This is a genomic window from Streptomyces sp. NPDC111606, from assembly GCF_055656945.1.
On sequence record NZ_JBVKBY010000009.1, the window covers coordinates 229,152 to 245,977 of the forward strand.

At 71.4% G+C, this 16,826-nt stretch carries 14 protein-coding genes; 6 read left to right on the plus strand and 8 right to left on the minus strand.

All coding sequences use genetic code 11. From position 1 onward, the window contains the following. Window positions 1-197 precede the first annotated feature (197 nt). Together ACZ7M7_RS30180 and ACZ7M7_RS30185 are read left to right on the plus strand one after the other, a co-directional pair. Window positions 198-1,544 carry a phosphoribosyltransferase family protein gene (locus ACZ7M7_RS30180; protein WP_472122126.1) on the plus strand — a complete coding sequence of 449 codons (1,347 nt, stop codon included), beginning with the start codon at window positions 198-200 and terminating at the stop codon, window positions 1,542-1,544. A gap of 129 nt (window positions 1,545-1,673) precedes the next feature. After that, on the plus strand, window positions 1,674-2,645 hold the full coding sequence (locus ACZ7M7_RS30185) for a peptidoglycan-binding domain-containing protein (RefSeq protein WP_472122129.1): 972 nt from the start codon (window positions 1,674-1,676) through the stop codon (window positions 2,643-2,645). A gap of 31 nt (window positions 2,646-2,676) precedes the next feature. On the opposite strand, the gene ACZ7M7_RS30190 is transcribed toward ACZ7M7_RS30185, so the two are convergent. After that, window positions 2,677-3,222: a cysteine hydrolase family protein gene (locus ACZ7M7_RS30190; RefSeq protein ID WP_472122132.1), complete on the minus strand. Its 546-nt coding sequence runs from the start codon at window positions 3,220-3,222 to the stop codon at window positions 2,677-2,679. Further along, on the minus strand, window positions 3,219-4,724 hold the full coding sequence (locus ACZ7M7_RS30195) for a purine-cytosine permease family protein (protein ID WP_472122135.1): 1,506 nt from the start codon (window positions 4,722-4,724) through the stop codon (window positions 3,219-3,221). Before ACZ7M7_RS30195 ends, ACZ7M7_RS30190 begins: the two co-directional genes overlap by 4 nt. A 165-nt stretch (window positions 4,725-4,889) precedes the next feature. On the opposite strand from ACZ7M7_RS30195, the gene ACZ7M7_RS30200 reads away from it, so the two are divergent. Next, window positions 4,890-5,141 (plus strand): hypothetical protein, encoded by a 252-nt coding sequence (locus tag ACZ7M7_RS30200; RefSeq protein WP_451166530.1) that lies wholly within the window; start codon window positions 4,890-4,892, stop codon window positions 5,139-5,141. Window positions 5,142-5,258: 117 nt separating this feature from the next. On the opposite strand, the gene ACZ7M7_RS30205 is transcribed toward ACZ7M7_RS30200, so the two are convergent. Beyond that, window positions 5,259-5,954 carry a type 1 glutamine amidotransferase domain-containing protein gene (locus ACZ7M7_RS30205; RefSeq protein ID WP_472122138.1) on the minus strand — a complete coding sequence of 232 codons (696 nt, stop codon included), beginning with the start codon at window positions 5,952-5,954 and terminating at the stop codon, window positions 5,259-5,261. Between the two features lie 80 nt (window positions 5,955-6,034). On the opposite strand from ACZ7M7_RS30205, the gene ACZ7M7_RS30210 reads away from it, so the two are divergent. Then, a complete protein-coding gene (locus ACZ7M7_RS30210) occupies window positions 6,035-6,994 on the plus strand; it encodes a LysR family transcriptional regulator (RefSeq protein WP_472122141.1) in 960 nt (319 codons plus the stop codon). Between the two features lie 11 nt (window positions 6,995-7,005). Here the strand turns inward: ACZ7M7_RS30210 and ACZ7M7_RS30215 are convergent, their stop codons facing one another. Then, a complete protein-coding gene (locus ACZ7M7_RS30215; RefSeq protein ID WP_472122144.1) occupies window positions 7,006-8,229 on the minus strand; it encodes a PucR-like N-terminal domain-containing protein in 1,224 nt (407 codons plus the stop codon). A 301-nt stretch (window positions 8,230-8,530) separates the two neighbouring features. On the opposite strand from ACZ7M7_RS30215, the gene ACZ7M7_RS30220 reads away from it, so the two are divergent. Beyond that, window positions 8,531-9,493, plus strand: a complete 963-nt coding sequence (locus ACZ7M7_RS30220; RefSeq protein ID WP_472122146.1) for an esterase/lipase family protein — start codon at window positions 8,531-8,533, stop codon at window positions 9,491-9,493. Window positions 9,494-9,548: 55 nt separating this feature from the next. On the opposite strand, the gene ACZ7M7_RS30225 is transcribed toward ACZ7M7_RS30220, so the two are convergent. Together ACZ7M7_RS30225 and ACZ7M7_RS30230 are read right to left on the minus strand one after the other, a co-directional pair. Beyond that, entirely contained in the window at window positions 9,549-11,540 is a 1,992-nt protein-coding gene (locus ACZ7M7_RS30225; RefSeq protein WP_472122149.1) for a collagenase, read from the minus strand. 136 nt (window positions 11,541-11,676) lie between these two features. Further along, window positions 11,677-12,636: a LysR family transcriptional regulator gene (locus ACZ7M7_RS30230; protein WP_383597953.1), complete on the minus strand. Its 960-nt coding sequence runs from the start codon at window positions 12,634-12,636 to the stop codon at window positions 11,677-11,679. Window positions 12,637-12,771: 135 nt separating this feature from the next. Here ACZ7M7_RS30230 and ACZ7M7_RS30235 point away from each other — a divergent pair, with 135 nt between their 5' ends. After that, window positions 12,772-14,217, plus strand: a complete 1,446-nt coding sequence (locus ACZ7M7_RS30235; RefSeq protein WP_369269224.1) for a glyceraldehyde-3-phosphate dehydrogenase — start codon at window positions 12,772-12,774, stop codon at window positions 14,215-14,217. A 70-nt stretch (window positions 14,218-14,287) separates the two neighbouring features. On the opposite strand, the gene ACZ7M7_RS30240 is transcribed toward ACZ7M7_RS30235, so the two are convergent. Then, window positions 14,288-15,928, minus strand: coding sequence for a thiamine pyrophosphate-binding protein (locus ACZ7M7_RS30240; protein ID WP_472122152.1), 1,641 nt, complete (start codon window positions 15,926-15,928; stop codon window positions 14,288-14,290). Further along, window positions 15,925-16,710, minus strand: coding sequence for a cyclase family protein (locus ACZ7M7_RS30245; RefSeq protein WP_472122155.1), 786 nt, complete (start codon window positions 16,708-16,710; stop codon window positions 15,925-15,927). Before ACZ7M7_RS30245 ends, ACZ7M7_RS30240 begins: the two co-directional genes overlap by 4 nt. Between the last annotated feature and the right edge of the window lie 116 nt (window positions 16,711-16,826).

Sequence of the window (16,826 nt, forward strand, 5' to 3'; positions counted from 1 at the left end):
CGGGACCGGGAAGTGTTCGGGAACGATGCCGTGGTCCGGGCGGCGAGCGCAATCGAGATTGGCCCTGCCCGCGCAGGGGGCAACCGTGAGTAGGCCGTCCGCACGCGCGCGGCAGACCGGCGTCCGCGGCGGGCGAACAGTCGTAGCCTGAAGAGGTAAGGACAGGCTCCCGCCCTTGTGGGCGCGGGAGGCGGCGTATGCGGTACGACGATCGCAGGGCGGCCGGGCAGCTGCTGGCCGAGACGCTGGAGGAGTGGCGCGGCCAGGACGTGCTGGTGCTGGGGCTGCCGCGCGGCGGGATGCCCGTGGCGGCCGAAGTGGCCCGGCACCTCGGCGCCCCGCTGGATGTGCTGGTGGTGCGCAAGCTGGGTGTGCCCCGGCAGCCGGAGTGGGGGTTCGGCGCGATCGGCGAGCACGGTGTCCGCGTCCTCAACCAGGACGTGATCAGCGAGGCCGGGCTGGACCTTGCCGAGCAGAACGCCGTGGAGCGAGCGGAGCGGGCCGAGCTGGACCGGCGGGTGAGCGAGTACCGGCAGGGCCGGGCCGCGCTGCCGGTCGCGGGGCGGGTCGCCGTCGTGGTGGACGACGGGCTCGCCACCGGCGCCACGGCCGAGGCGGCCTGTCGGGTCGTACGGGGCCAGGGCGCTGCCCGGGTCGTGCTCGCCGTGCCCGTCGGGCCCACTCACAGCGTCGCCCGACTGCGGCGGGTCGCCGACGAGGTGGTGTGTCCGCAGCCGCTGCGGGCCCTCGGCTCGGTGGGCGCCTGGTACCGGAACTTCGCCCAGACCTCGGACGCCGAGGTCACCTACCTGCTCGCCGAGGCCGCCCGCTCCACGCCCCGCTCCCCCGCCGGGCGGTCCCCCGAGGGGGCACCCTCGTCACAGCTGAACCGGGAGGTGCTGATCCCGGCCGCGGGGGCCCGGCTGGGCGCCCACCTGGTCGTGCCGGACGAGGCCCCGGCGGCCGTGGCGTTCGCGCACGGCAGCGGCAGCGGCCGGGACAGCCCGCGCAACCGCTACGTCGCCTCGGCCCTCAACCGCGCCGGCCTGGCCACGCTGCTGCTCGACCTGCTCAGCGACGACGAGGCCCACGACCGGCACAACGTCTTCGACATCTTCCTGCTCGCCCGCCGCCTGCACGCCGCATCCCTGTGGCTGCGCAGTGAAACCGGCCTGCCCGTCGCCTACTTCGGGGCCAGTACAGGGGCCGCCGCGGCGCTGGAGGCCGCCGCGCTGTCCGGCTCCGGCATCCGCTCCGTCGTCTCCCGCGGCGGCCGCCCCGACCTGGCGACCCCGGCGGCGCTGACCCGCCTGCGGGCGCCGACCCTGCTCATCGTCGGCAGCCGCGACACCCAGGTGCTCAGCCTCAACCGCCTGGCCGCCGACCGAATGCACTGCGAGCACCGGATCGCCGTCGTCCCGGGCGCCACCCACCTCTTCGAGGAACACGGCACCCTCACCACCGTCGCCGAACTGGCCCGTGACTGGTTCACCGCACACCTCGACCGGCCCACCGCGGGGGCGTCGCCGCGCCGGTCGCGGTAGCGACAGAGGTCCCCGCGCGGCTTGATCTGGTCGGTCCGGAGGCCCCGGTTCCACCCACGTCCGGGGTGATGGAGATTATGTGCAGGACATATGCCTGGACTCAGGATCCTGCACGGAGAGGCACTCCACGTGAGCGAACCGAACGGCCCCGTCTGCCCGGAGTGCGACACACCCCGGGCATCGGACGGAACTCCGGCCTGCTCCTGCACCCGCCTCGCCTCCGACGCCCACCGCGACGCGCGCACGGCTGAGGCGGCGGCAGCGGAGGACTTCGCTCCGCTGCGGATCCGGCCGTTCGTGGAGCTCGGTGACTGTGCCGGGACGGCGGACCGGGCGTCGGCGGGTGAAGTGCCGCCACATTCAGGGGACTTGGAGATATCAAGGGACTCGGCGACACAAGGGGACGCCGGGGACGCGCACGACGGCCCCACGTCCCCTGTCCCCGCTCCCGCCGCCCCGGACCCAGCACCCGTGGAGACCCCCGCCCCCGACGCGGAAGCCCCGCAAGGCCCCCCACGCAAGCGGCGCCCCCTTCTCATCGCCGGAGCGGGCGCCACCATGGTCGCCCTGGTGACCGGTGCCGTCCTGGGCGGGCTCCACCTCTACGACAGCCCCTCCCGGGCGGGAGCCGCATCCGACGACGTACGGCCGCCCGTCCCGGACAGCTCCACCGAGGACGGCACATCCCCCGAGGGCCAGTCCGCCGCCACGGCCACCGCATCGCCGGCTTCGAGCCCGACGTCCTCGCCCGGTACGCCCCCGGCCGGCAGCCCGGCAACCCCGACCGACTCCTCCACCACCCCGACCGCGCCCCCCTCCGGCGTCGGCGCCGGAGTCGGCACCGCCGCCCCCGAACCCACCGCTCCGGAAGGTCGGCCTCCGGTCCTCCGCCTCGGCGACCAGGGGCCGGAAGTCACCGAACTCCAGCAGCGCCTGCGCCAGCTCGGCCTCTACTCCGGGGACACCGACGGCGACTACGACCGCGGGGTGGAAGGCTCGGTCCGCACCTACCAGCTCACACGTGTCATCCTCAGCGACGAGTCCGGCGTCTACGGCAAGGCGACCCGTGCCGCACTGGAATCGGAGACCTCGGAGCCGTGACCACCCGGGGTGGCGGGGCGTCGCCGGTGACTCAGGCCGTCTCCTGCAGCACGGCGACGGTCGTCACCCGGATCAACGGCCGGTACAGGTCCAGAACGTGCAACGCCTTGGCGTGCGAGTCGTCGTCCGCGCCCGCGCAGGCGTCGGCGACGACCAGCACCTCGACGCCCGCGTCGGCGGCGGCCAGGGCGGTCGACAGGACGCAGCAGTCGGTGCTGACGCCGACCAGGACGAGGCGGCCCTCCGAGGTGGCGCGTCGCGCGAGTTCAGGGGTCCATTTGCCGAAGGTGGCGGCGTCGAGGACGTGCCGTGCCCGAGGCGCGAACTCGTGTGTGAGCTGCCAGAGTTGAGCATCAGGTGGTTGCAGGGCGAAGGGCCACTGTTCGTAGTACGCCCGCCAGCCACCCGTCGGACTCTCGGGTGCCACGAATCGGGTGAACGTGACCCGGTCCCCGAAGGCCGGCAGAAGCCGCCGTACGCCCGCTGCCGCTTCGGCGAATCGCGGGGTGGCCCAGGGGCTGTCGGGGTCGGCGAAGACGCGCTGCATGTCGATCACGGTGAGCAGCCCCGTGGTCATGCGGTCTTCGCCCCCTCGTCCGCCGTGGGGCTCGGTGCCTGCGCCTCCTGGGCACGGACGCGTCCGCGACGCAGCAGCAGGGTGCCGAGGAAGCCGAGGGCGAGGGCCGCGAGGACGCCGAGGTTGGCGTAGGCCCAGGAGCCGCTTCGGCCGCCGAGGCCCAGTGGGGTCAGCAGATAGCCCTGCCAGTCCAGCCACTTCGCCGTCGAGTTGGTGACCAGGCCCCATCCGAGGGCGGTGGCGGTGAGGGTCAGGAGGAGCGGGGTGAGCGGTACGTCGCCGTAGCGGCCGCTCGGGCGGTAGAGGTCGGGTTCGTCGTAGTCGCGGCGGCGCAGGGCCAGGTCGGCGAGCATGATGCCGCACCAGGCGGCGATGGGGACGCCGAGCGTGGTGAGGAAGCCCATGAACGGGCCGAGGAAGTCGTCGGCGACGAACACGATGTAGATCGAGCCCACGATCATCAGGACGCCGTCGACGAGCGCGGCCATGTAGCGCGGCACGCGCAGGCCCGCCGACAGCAGGGCCAGGCCGGACGAGTAGATGTCGAGGACCGCGCCGCCGACCAGGCCGAGGACCGCGACGACCGCGAACGGGACCAGGAACCAGGTCGGCAGGATCGTCGTCAGCGCGCCGATCGGGTCCGCGGCGACGGCCTCGCCGAGCGCGCTGGACGAGCCGGCCAGGAGGAGACCGAAGACCAGCAGGAGCAGCGGCGCCAGCGAGCCGCCGAAGGCGGTCCAGCCGATCACGCCCCGGCTCGACGCGCTGCGTGGCAGATAGCGGGAGTAGTCGGCGGCCGCGTTGACCCAGCCGAGGCCGAAGCCGGTCATCATGAAGACGAGTGCGCCGATGAACTGCTGGGCGGAGCCCGTGGGTAGGGCGCTGACGACGGACCAGTGGATGTCGTCGGCGACGAGGACGACGTAGACGACGGTGAGCACGCCGGTGACCGCGGTGATCACGGTCTGCAGCCGCATGATCAGGTCGAAGCCCATGACCCCCACGACCACGGTCAACGCGGCGACCAGGACGAGGGCGACCACCTTGGTCTCGGTGCCACCGCCCCAGCCGAGCCGTCCGAAGACGGTGGCGGTGGCCATGGTGGCGAGGGCGCAGAGCACGGTCTCCCAGCCGACGGTCAGGACCCAGGAGATCACCGACGGCAGACGGTTGCCGCGCACCCCGTACGCGGCGCGACCGAGGACCATCGTCGGCGCGGATCCGCGTTTCCCGGCCACGGCGACGAACCCGCACAGCAGGAACGAGAAGACGATGCCGACGACTCCGGCGACCAGCGCCTGCCAGAAGGAGATTCCGAAGCCGAGCGCGAAGGCGCCGTAACTCAGGCCCAGAATGGACACGTTGGCCCCGAACCAGGGCCAGAACAGGGTGCGTGGCGTGCCTTTGCGCTCGGCGTCGGCGATCACGTCGAGGCCGTTGGTCTCCAGCTGGAGTGCTCGCCTCGCGGGCCGGCCGTCGAGTGGGTCCGGGGATGTGATCATTCCGGCATCGTCGCACCGCTTTTCCCGCCGCGGAACACCGTCTGCCGGTGTCCGTCGCGCTGGTTGCCATGCGACAGTCACTCATCCGAGTGGCTCTTGGTGTACCCCGTACGTTCCGAGGGTGATGTTCATGTGACAACAGCACCCACTGCAACAGGAGTACGAATGCGTATTCGCACCGCACTTGCTGCCACGGCCCTCGGAACCCTGGTCGTCCTCGGCGGCGCTGCCGCCGCCCACGCCGATGTCGACGACCAGAGCAGCTTCGGCGTCGGCAGCCAGGAGAACCAGGGCTGGCAGGAGCCCACGTTCAACGACCAGGGCGGCGCCGCCTTCGGCAGTGAAGGCAGCCAGGCCCAGGACCAGGGGGCGGGCTTCGGTGACGCCGAGGGCGCCGAGGGCTCGTTCCTGCAGTAGACAGCCGTAGCCGACGAGGACGTCTCGTATGCGTGTCGCGCACGAGGCGTCCTCGGCCATTGCCGCCCCTCGGGCCCGCCGCAGCGCCTGGGTGCGCGGGCGGGGCGGCGAGCTGATTCAGCCCAGCTTCTTGAGCAGTTCGACGGCGAGCGGGGCGGCGGAGGACGGGTTCTGGCCGGTGACGAGGTTGCGGTCGACGACCACATGCGGAGCCCACGGCTCGCCCACCTGCACCTGCACGCCGGCCGCGGTGAGCCGGTCCTGCAGCAGCCACTTGGCCTTGCCGGCGAAGCCGGCCTGGGTCTCCTCGGCATTGGTGAACGCGGCCACCCGGTATCCGGCGAAGGTGTTGGTGCCGTCGGCCCTGGTGGCGGCGAGCAGTGCGGCCGGGGCGTGGCAGACGACACCCAGCGGCTTGCCGCTCTCCAGCGCGAGGGTCAGCAGCCTGCCGGACTCGGCGTTGACGGACAGGTCCTCCATCGGGCCGTGGCCGCCGGGGTAGAACACGGCGGCGTAGTCGTCGAGGTTGACGTCCTCCAGCCGGACCGGCTGCCGCAGCTCCGCCATCGCGGCGAGTACGGCGGCGACCCGGTCGGCGTTCTCCTGACCGTCGTTGAACTCGGGCGCGAGGCTGCCCTTGTCGACCGGCGGGACGACCCCACCGGGCGTGGCCACGACGACCTCGTGGCCAGCGGCAGTGAACGCCTCGTACGGGGCGACGGCCTCCTCGGCCCAGAAGCCGGTGGGGTGCTTGGTGCCGTCGGCCAGCGTCCAGTGGTCGGCGCCGGTCAGCACGAAAAGGATCTTCGACATGGGGGCTCTTTCGAGAGACGGTGAGTCGATGTCCCGACGGTACGCACCCGGCGCCATTGGAATCCAATAGGCTCACACATATGAGACATAGGAATTCCGATGAGATGGAGGACAGCGCCCAGCTCAGCGGTGCGGCGCCGGTGGACCTCAACCTGTTGCGCACGTTCCTGGCCGTGTACCGCACCGGCTCCTTCACCGCCGCCGCCCGTGTGCTGGGCCTGTCGCAGCCGACGGTCACCACACAGATCCGTACGCTGGAGCGGCAGCTGGACAGGGAGCTGTTCCAGCGTCTCGCACGCGGCGTCGCCCCCGCTCCCCACGCGGACGAGCTCGCCTCCCGGATCGTCGAGCCGCTGGACGCCCTCGCCACCGTCACCGGGCCGGGCGGCTCGGCCGACGTCCAGCCGGCGGAGCCGGTGCATCTCGCCGGTCCGGCCGAGCTGCTGACCCACCGCGTCATGCCGGCGCTCGCGCCGCTGGTCGACAAGGGCGTACGGCTGCGCGTCACCCCGGGCCTGACCGAGCCGCTCCTGGAGGAGCTGCGAGCCGGTCGCCACGACCTGGTTCTGTCGACGTACCGGCCGCGCGGTCGCGCCCTGGCCTCGGTGCCGCTGATGGACGAGGAGTTCGTGCTGGTCACGGCTCCCTCCTGGGCGGAGCGCATCGGGGGACCGACGCGGATCGCGACAGCCGGGCCCGCCGCGCTGCACGGCGTGCCGCTCGTCGCCTACGCCGAGGACGTACCGATCGTGCGGCGCTACTGGCGTCATGTGTTCGGCAAGCGTCTGGTGTGTCACCCGGCGGTCACGATGCCCGACCTGAACGGGGTCAGGGCCGCGGTGACGGGCGGTGCCGGGTTCAGCGTGCTCCCCCGTTACCTGTGCGCCGCCGAGCTGGCGTCGGGCGCGCTGGTCCTGCTGCACGACCCGGACGATCCGCCGATCAACACCGGCTTCCTCGTCCAGCGCCCGGGCTCGTCCGGCAGTGCTCATGTCGCGCTGGTCCGCGACCACCTGCTGGGCAGCGCGCGGGACTGGTAACTGCGCGAAGTTCAAACGGCGTTGGCCCGCAGCGCATGGGTGCGCAGCGCCAGCAGGGCCTCGAACCGGAAGCGCGGGTCCGCGAGCCGGTCGCCGAACAGCTCCTCCAGCTGGCGCAGCCGTTTGCGGGCCGTCTGCGGATGGATGCCCAGCGCCTGGGCCACCTCCGGAGCCGTACGACCCCAGGACATCAGCAGCGCGTCCAGGGTCTCGGCCAACCGCGTGGCTCTTCCCTGGGGCAGGTCGGTGAAGACGCCCAGCACCCGCCGGCCGAGCAACTGACCGATGGGGGCGCTGCGGAGCAGGTGCAGCTCCGCCAACTCGTCGTCGACGTGCAGGAAGACACCGTCGGCCGGTTCACCGCCCGGCACCGTCGGCTGCTCCGCACGGCGGTCGAGGGCGAGGCGGGCGCACTGCAGGGACAGCCACGCCTCGTGCACGGGAACCGCCGGGCCCACGACGGTGACACGCCCCCGCGCGGCGGCCCGCACCCGTTCGATCAGCCCGCCCGACTCCGGTTCGGGCACGATCAGGACGATGTCGCTCCCCCGGTTCACGGAGAGCAGTTCACCGTCGGCGCCGGGCACGGAGAAGCGCCCCGCCGACCGCACCACCACACAGGCGACGGCACCCGGCAACGCCCAGCGGGCACGCTCGGCCAGCGGTCCCAGCGGTGCGCGCTCCTGGCCTCTCGGCGGCTCGAGCAGCCGCTCCACCAGGGTCCGGCGGGCGCGCTTCACCTCGCCCTCCGAGCGCGACTGGGCCGCGAGGAACCCCTTCACCGACTCGTTGGACAGGGCGTTGATGTGGACCAGCACGGCTTCGTGCAGCGTCAGGACGGTCTCGGGCGGCAGCGATGCCTCCTGCACGATCTCGGCGTACCGCCGGCTTCCCACGCGCGCACCGACGCGGAAGGCGGCCTGGAGCCCGTCCGTCGTGCGGCCGTTGAGGAACTCGACACGGCCCAGGTGCCGGAAGTGCAGGATGTGATGGTCCTGCGGGCTGTCGGGGCGCTCGATCAGCTCCGCGAACTGCCGTACGGCCCGCCGGATCGACTCGGTGAGGTCGCGGCCGACGGCGGAGTCGAGCGAGCGGCGATAGGCGGGCACCTCGTCACGGATCGCGCGGGTCATGTCGGTGACGATGCTCTCGGTCCGGGAACGGATCAGCGCGGCCAGCACCTGGGGCAGTTCGTGCCAGGGCTGACGCGAGAACGTCTCGGCCTGTGACGTCATCGAGGTGGCTCCGTCCCGGGCGGCGGACTTGTCGTGGGTGGCCGGCGGCGGGCACGGGGACTGCTCCCGGTGAGGGGCAGCCCGGGAAAGGTGTCACGCCCATGACATCTTTCTCCTCCCGTCCGCGGCTCTCCTGGTCGACTCCCCGCGGGCGACGCGAGTGTGGATCCGACGTTACGCGCCAGTAGCTTCCATGTCTCGCCCTTGTGACAAGGCTTCACACGCTCCTGACCAAACCCCTTGTGACCAGGCCTCACGGATGCGCTGCCGCTCCCCACGACCAAGCGGAGGAGACCTCCTCATGCGTACCCGCAGACTCCGGCGCACCCGACGCCGACGCCTTCTGACCGCGTCCCTGGCCGGGCTCACCGCGGCCGTCTGTATCGGCGTGACCGGTGTCGACCGGTCCCAGGCGGCGCCCGACACGAGCGACGCCGTGCCGGTGGCCGCGACCGATCCGGTCGGCCCGCCCCAGGACGACTTCGCGTCGGCGTTCAGCTATTCCCTCGCCCACCCGACGGCCGTGCCCTTCGGCGCCAACGACTTCGCCTGCCGCCCCGGAGCCGCGCATCCGCGACCCGTCGTCCTCGTGCACGGCACCATGGAGAACCGCTACGACAACTGGGCGGCGCTGTCTCCGCGGCTCAAGGAGGCCGGGTACTGCGTCTTCGCCCTCAACCATGGCGGCACTTCCGGCGCCCTGCTCGGCACCGGCGACATGGCTGTCTCGGCCCGGCAGTTGGCGGACTTCGTCGACCGGGTGCTGGCCGCCACCGGCGCCGCGAAGGTGGACCTGGTCGGGCACTCGCAGGGCGGCATGATGCCGCGCCACTACATCAAGAACCTCGGCGGCGCGGCCGAGGTCGACAAGCTCGTCGCCCTCACCCCGTCCAACCACGGCACCACGTTCTCGGGCCTGGGCCTGCTCGCCCTGGCGGTACCCGGCGGCGACGCACTCCTCGGAGTGAACTGCAAGGCGTGCAGCCAGCAGCTCATCGGCTCGGACTTCCTCCGGGACCTCAACGCGGGCGGCGAGACCGACCCGGGCATCACCTACACGGTGATCACCACCCGGTACGACGAGGTCGTCACCCCCTACACCTCGGCCTATCTCGACGCCGCCCCGAACGTCACCAACGTCAAGCTCCAGGACCTGTGCCCCGCCGACCTCACCGAACACGTCGGCATCAGCTACAACGCCCTGGCCACCCGCCTCGTCCTCAACGCCCTCGACCCGGCCCACGCCCAGCGTCCCACCTGCTGATGTCGGCGGTCCCGTGGCCCGCGCGGATCACCCCGCGCGGGCCACGGGCCGGGGCTCAGAGGCCGCGTGCTGATATCGCGGACCGGCCTCGGCCGACGGCCGCGCCGGCCGCACAGGCCCCCGCCGCGCACTCCGTCAGCCACTGGTCGAAGTCGGCGTCGTAGCGGGTGCCGATGTCGGTGGCGTAGACGGCGTATCCGCCCGCGTAGTCACCGACGCGGAAGCGGGCGAGCATGCGGTGGACATCGTCCGGGTGGCGCTCGAACATGTAGCGGACGGCGAGGTAGCCCCACTGGTAGGTGCGGGTCACGTCGCTGTTGGTGTACGTGTTCTGGAACAGCGTGCTCAGCCGGTACGTGTGCTTGCCCGCCTCGGCGATCGCCCGGTCGTAGTCGATGCCGCGGTAGCCGTACGAGACGTACTCGGCCACGCCCTCGATCCACCAGACGTCCGGCACCGAGATCTGCTGGGCGAAGTCACCCTTCATGTTGTGGCGGGCGTCGAGGTAGTGCGTGTACTCGTGGTTGAGGTTCCAGATGCGGGCGGCGTGACCGGTGTCCTGCTCCTTCTGGTACATGACCGCGAACGGCCGGTTGGCCGGGTCCTCCGGGTCTCCGATCAGGGTCATGCCGCCGTTGTCCGTGCTGATTCCGAAGATCGCTCCTGCGTAGGTGCGGTAGTCGGCGGGGCCGGCGAAGACGACGAGGTCGATGGTCGACAGGTACTGACCGGGGATGGGGCCGTCGTCCTTGACCAGGTCGTGCACGTACGCGTCCTGGCCGAGCACACTGTCGCACGCCGCGTCGAGGTCGGCCGGGGTGAGCGCCTGCGCCCGGATGGTGTGGGTCGCGTCGCAGGGGTGGGTGATCGGCAGGGCGGCCCTGGTCAGTTGGCCGGTCAGGTCGCAGACGGCGTAGTAGGAGCAGTTGGCCCCGTCGTAGTACTCGGCCTGCGTCGCCACCGCGACCCACAGCCCGGCCGTCGGGCCGGTGATCCGTGACGCGCTCAGCAGCTGCCTGGTCAGCGGCCGCACCATGGCTCGCAGCGACGGGTGTTCGACGTACCGGGCCAGGTTCATCCCTGCGTTGGACGCCAGATACGCCCGGTCGGTGGGCAGCAGGTCGAGGTGGTCGAGCGCGAACCTGTGGAGGGTCCGGACGATGGACGGGTCGGCGGCCACGGCGTTGACGTAGTCCGCGTTCCAATTGCCGCGCCACAGCGGGGTGTAGACCGCGTTGACGGCGGCGAGCATGCTGGGGATGGCGTCGTAGGAGCTGTCGTATCCGATCAGCACGCGCCGGTAGACCTGCAGATAGCGGGGCTGCTGGTCGGCGCTGTCGGTGAGGATGAGGACCTCGCTCAGCACGTCGCCGTTGGCCGCCGTGACGTCCCTCGACGGTGTGCGGGCGAAGAAGGTGTCCAGACCGCGGACGGTGTTCCGGGCCAGGCGTGCGCCGTAGGGGCCGACGTCGGTGGGGTTGTTGAACTGCACGTAGTAGCCGGCGCGCAGGAAGAGCACGAGCTGCCAGATGCGGGTGGAGTTGTCGCCGCGATAGCTCTGCGCCGTGCGCGTGAACGCCTCGGCGACGGTGACCATCTGGGACTCACGGAAGACGGCGCGGGCGTCCGTGCCGGTGACCGAGAAGAGGCTGTTGACGCAGTCCGTGGTCGAGGCCTTGACGAAGGCCACCAGCGCGGATCCCGTTCTGCTTCCGAAGTCGGCGGGACTGCACGGGGCCGCCTTCGGAGCGACCTGCGCGCCGGGGCTGTCGGGCTCGGGCGTCGGTGTCAGGGGCGGCAGGTGGGCGGGGGTGCGCTGCCGGTCGCGCGCGACGGGGTGGGTGGTGGGGTCGGTGGTCGATGCGGTCGGGGGCGGGGGTGGCGTCGGCTTCACCGACCGGGTAGCGAGCGGGACGGCGTCGGCCTGGGGAGCGGTGGTCGCGAGAGCCGGCGTCGTCAGTAAGCCGCAGACGGTGACACAGGCGGCGAGCGCCGGGGCCATGCGTCTGGGCAGCACGAAGCGGTAGCGCATCTGGGGGTCCTCCACGGATGGATGCGCCTCGGTGTGGGGTGCTGAGGCGTGTGAGGCACTGTCTCAACGCCGCCTCCGCTCAACAATGCCGTGTGACATAGCACATGGCACCGAGCAGACATAACACCACTGCCCGGCCATACGGCGCCGCCTACCCCTCGGCGGCGCTCCAGGTCCGCGCGGCCCATGCCTTCAAGTGGGGTGACTGGCCCACGAGTTGACGATGAGTGGCGATTGCGGACTGGAACAGTGCCTCGACCGTGTCATCGGCGACGGTCGCCCGCCGCCAGGCCAGCACATACCGGCACCACAACGGCGTACCGGCCAGCGGCTTGACGACCACGTTCGGCTCCGGCCGCATCGTCGGCTGCACGACGGCCACCCCCAGGCCGTCGGCGATCATCCCCTGCAACTGCTGCTGGTCGCCGAGGAATTCATGGGTGACGGCGGGCGTGAAGCCGGCCGCCGCGCAGGCCGAGTAGAAGACACCGGGCCAGCCCGCCCCGTCGTCCGGCGTCAGGAACCACGCCTCCTCGGCGAGATCGGCGAGGGCGACCTGCGTGCGCTGGGCGAGGGGGTGCCGGGACGGCAGGGCCACGAAGGTCGGCTCGGTGACGATGCCGCGGTGGGCCACCGCGTCCGAGTGCTCCAGCTCCCTGCCCGGATAGTCCGCGGCGATGGCCGCGTCCACCACGCCTTCCTCCAGCAGCTCGACGATCCGCGAGGAGGCGTACACGCTGCTCACCGCGAGCGTGACGTCCGGCAGCCGGGTGCGCACGCCCGACACCATGCCGGCCAGCATCGGCGAGTTGGTGGCGGCCACCCGCAGGGTCCGGCCCGCCGCCGCGGCACCGGAGGCCGGACGGCGTCCGATCGCGTCGGCACGGGTGAGGACGTCGCGGGCCTGCGCGACCACCTCGAAGCCGTACGCGGTCAACCGCACACCGGTCGGCCCGCGCTCGAACACGGACTCACCGAAGTACCGCTCGATGCGCCGGAGTTGGGTGCTCATCGCGGGCTGCGAGTAGCCCAGCTCCGCCGCGGCCCGGCCTACGCTCCCCGCGTCCGCGATGGCGCACAGCACGCGCAGATGCCGTAGCTCCAACTCCACCCTTCACTCCTTCTCCGCATACAGGCGAAAAACCCGCAAAACCGGGTCACTCTCCCACCTCACCGACCCCCCTTTGAACGATCGTCGCACCCTGCGGTTAGCATATGAGCGCCACCTAGCTCGAAAGATAGGCCCGTGACTGTCAACGACGACTCGTTCACCAACTGGAAGACCCGCGAGGAGATCGCGGAGTCGATGATCCCGCTCATCGGGAAGCTGCACCGGGAGCGGGACGTCACCGTCCTCCTCCACAGCCGCTCCCTGGTGAACAAGTCGGTGGTCAGCATCCTGAAGACCCACCGGTTCGCCCGGCAGATCGCCGGTGAGGAGCTCTCGGTCACCGAGACGCTGCCGTTCGTGCAGGCCCTCACCGCGCTCGACCTCGGCCCGTCGCAGATCGACATCGGCATGCTGGCCGCGACGTACAAGGCCGACGACCGCGGTCTGACCGTCGAGGCGTTCACCGCCGAGGCCGTCGCCGGTGCCACCGGAGCCAACAAGATCGAGCGCCGTGAGGGCCGCGACGTCGTCCTGTACGGCTTCGGCCGCATCGGCCGGCTCGTCGCCCGCCTGCTGATCGAGAAGTCCGGCTCGGGCAACGGCCTGCGCCTGCGTGCCATCGTCGTGCGCGGTGGCGGCGAGCAGGACATCGTCAAGCGCGCCTCCCTGCTGCGCCGGGACTCCATCCACGGCCAGTTCCAGGGCACGATCACCGTGGACGAGGCGAGCAGCACGATCTTCGCCAACGGCAACGCGATCAAGGTGATCTACGCGAACGACCCGTCCGAGGTCGACTACACGGCGTACGGCATCAAGAACGCCATCCTCATCGACAACACGGGCAAGTGGCGCGACCGCGAGGGCCTGTCCGAGCACCTGCGCCCCGGCATCGACAAGGTCGTCCTGACCGCGCCGGGCAAGGGCGATGTCCCCAACATCGTGCACGGCGTCAACCACGACACCCTCAAGCCGGACGAGCAGATCCTGTCCTGCGCCTCCTGCACCACCAACGCCATAGTCCCGCCGCTGAAGGCGATGGAGGACGAGTACGGCGTGCTGCGCGGTCACGTGGAGACCGTCCACTCGTTCACCAACGACCAGAACCTGCTGGACAACTACCACAAGTCCGAGCGCCGTGGCCGCTCCGCGCCGCTGAACATGGTCATCACCGAGACCGGCGCCGCCTCCGCCGTCGCCAAGGCGCTGCCCGACCTCAAGGCGCGGATCACCGGCAGCTCGATCCGTGTCCCGGTGCCGGACGTGTCGATCGCGATCCTGAACCTCCAGCTCAAGCGGGAGACGACGCGCGAGGAGGTCCTCGACCACCTGCGTGACGTGTCGCTGACCTCTCCGCTCCGCCGCCAGATCGACTTCATCACGGCCCCCGACGCGGTCTCCAGCGACTTCATCGGCTCGCGGCACGCCTCGATCATCGACGCCGGCGCGCTGAAGGTGGAGGGCGACAACGCCATCCTCTACCTCTGGTACGACAACGAGTTCGGCTACTCCTGCCAGGTCATCCGCGTCGTCCAGCACGTCTCCGGGGTGGAGTACCCGACCTACCCGGCCCCGGCGGTCTGATCCCGCCCACGTCGACCCGCCTGTCGCCCTGCGCTGAGCCGCGGCGGGCGGGTCGGCGTTCGCGGAGCCCTCAGTGGCCGCGGAAGGCCTCCTCCAGCCACCACGACCCTCGATCGGCGACGACCTTGGCATCGACGAGCAACGGCGCGGTCCGCGGCCCGGCGACCCAGTCCACGACTGCCTTCAGGTCGGCCCTGGTCCGAACGGTCACCGCCTCGAAGCCGTAGCCCCGCCCCACGGCGGCGATGTCCGTCGGCGGGAAGCGCACCGTGTCCAGCGGATGCCCGTGCGGACCGAAGTGGTGCACCTCGGCACCGTAGGCCTCGTCGTCGTACACGACGACCACCATCGGCAGCCCGAGCCGGCGCACGGTGTCCAGGTCCGCGGCACTCATCAGCGCGCCCCCGTCCCCGAGCGCCGCCACGGGCAGCCGGTCCGGCTGTGCCAGCGCCGCCCCGATCGCGGTCGCCAGCCCCAGGCCGATCGACTGGAAGGCCTGCGTGAAGCAGAAGCCCTTCTCGTCCGGCACCGACCAGTACGCGCTCGGGTAGCCCATGAAGTTGCCGGAGTCCACGCCGACGACCCGCTCCGCTGGCAGGATGCCGTCGAGCGCGATGCTCAACGTCCTCGGATCGATCCGCTCCCGCGTGCTCCTGTCCTCGTACGGCACGTCACGCAGCCGCCCGGCCGCGGCGATGGCCGCACGGACTTCTGTGGTCCGATACCCCTGCCGCTGCCCGTCGCCCACCGCGAACACCTGACGCGCGGTGAGCCCGACGTCTCCGGTGACACCGAGATGCACCGGCCGGTGCACCCCGAGCGCCGTGGATTCGTCATCGACCTGTACGACGGTGGCGTCGGCGCCGATGAGGTTGCCGTGCCGCATCGTCCACATGTTGAGGGCGCAGCCCCAGCCGACGATCAGGTCCGCGCGCTGGAGCAGTTCGGCGACCAAGGGTGCGGCGAAGCCGCCGGAGATGCCCAGGGACCAGGGGTTTCCGTGAAAGAGCCCGTGCGTGACGGCCGAGGTCGCCAGGAGCGCGCCGTGCCGTTCGGCGACCGCCTCCAGGGCCTCGCTACAGCCCGGCCCGCGTGCCCCCCGGCCGGCCACGAAGACGGGCCGCCGGGCCTGCCCGAGCAGCCGGGACAAGGCGGCCACCTCGTCGGCCTCCGGTTCGACCGCGGCCCGCTGCGGCGGGGGTGCCGCCTGAGCGAGGGCACCGTCGGGCACCTCCAGCGCCTGCACCGGCAGCGGAAGGTTGAGCAGGACGGTACGCCGCTCCCCCACCGCCAGCCGTACCGCCGCGCACGCCTGCTCGACCGCTTCCTCCGCCGACGTGACCCGAACCGTGATCGCGCCCACCGCGCGGGCCAACGCCTCTTGGTCGACATAGAAGTTGGACCGGGGCTCGGTCACCTCGGCGGCCAGGACGACGAGCGGCGTACGGCTCTTCGCCGCCTCCGCGATTCCCGTCATCGCGTTGGTCAGGCCGGGCCCCTGATGGACACTCACCACGGCGACCGTGCCGCTGGTCCGGGCGTACGCGTCGGCCATCGTCGCCGCGCCGCCCTCGTGGCGTGCGGCGACGAACCGCGCACCTGCCGCGACCATCGCGTTCGTCACATGGAAGTTGCCCGATCCGACCACCCCGAAGACCTGGCCGACCCCGGCCGCGCACAGCGCCCGGCCGACCGCTTCCGCGACGTTCATGCGCGCTCCACCAGGGCCAGCACCCGTGCCGGAGCCCCGGAGCCGGCGACGATGGGCAGCGGTCCTGCGATGACGAGGGCACCGGTCGGAGGCAGCGCGGCGAGGTTCTGCAACTGCGTCAGACCGTACTTGCCGCTGCCCATGAGGTAGGAGTGGCACGGAAAGGCGGGCTCGAACGAGTGCGCGCCCCCGGCATCCGTGCCCACCGTCTCTACTCCGAGGCCGATCACCGGCGACTCCTCGGCCACCCAACGGGCGCACTCCACCGACAGACCGGGGGTGTGCGGGCCGTTCTCGTCGGCGTTGAGGAACGCTTCCTGGGAGTGCGACCGGGCATCCCAGCCGGTGCGCAGCAGCAGCCAACCGCCGTCGGGCAACGGGCCGTTCTCGGCTTCCCAGGCCTTCACGTGGTCGACCTCGACCAGGAAGTCGGGGTTCTTGGCCACCTCGGCGGTGAAGTCCAGGACCACCGCCGGTGCGATCAGCTTGCCGGCCGGAACCGAGGCCACGTCGGCAAGGTCCTTGCCGGTGACCCAGTGGTTGGGGGCGTCGAAGTGGGTGCCGGTGTGCTCGCCGCTGCGGAAGTTGTTCCAGTACCAGGCGGGGCCCCGGTCGTCGTACCGGCTGATCTCCTCCAGCTCGAAGACGGCGGTCTGCCCGAACTGGGGCGGTAGTTGGATCACCGGTGTCGTCGACGACAGGGGCGAGGTGAGGTCGACGACTTCGATCGATCCACCCCGCAACCCGGACACCAGCGCGGCAAGGACGGACGGCTCGGGCATGGGCGCCTCCTCGGTCGGTGCTCTCCATGACAGCATCGCAGCCGTACTTCCCGCCCCTTGACGCGTCAATGACAACAGTGGCTTGATGGTTCATGGGAGCGCTCCCACTTCGCACG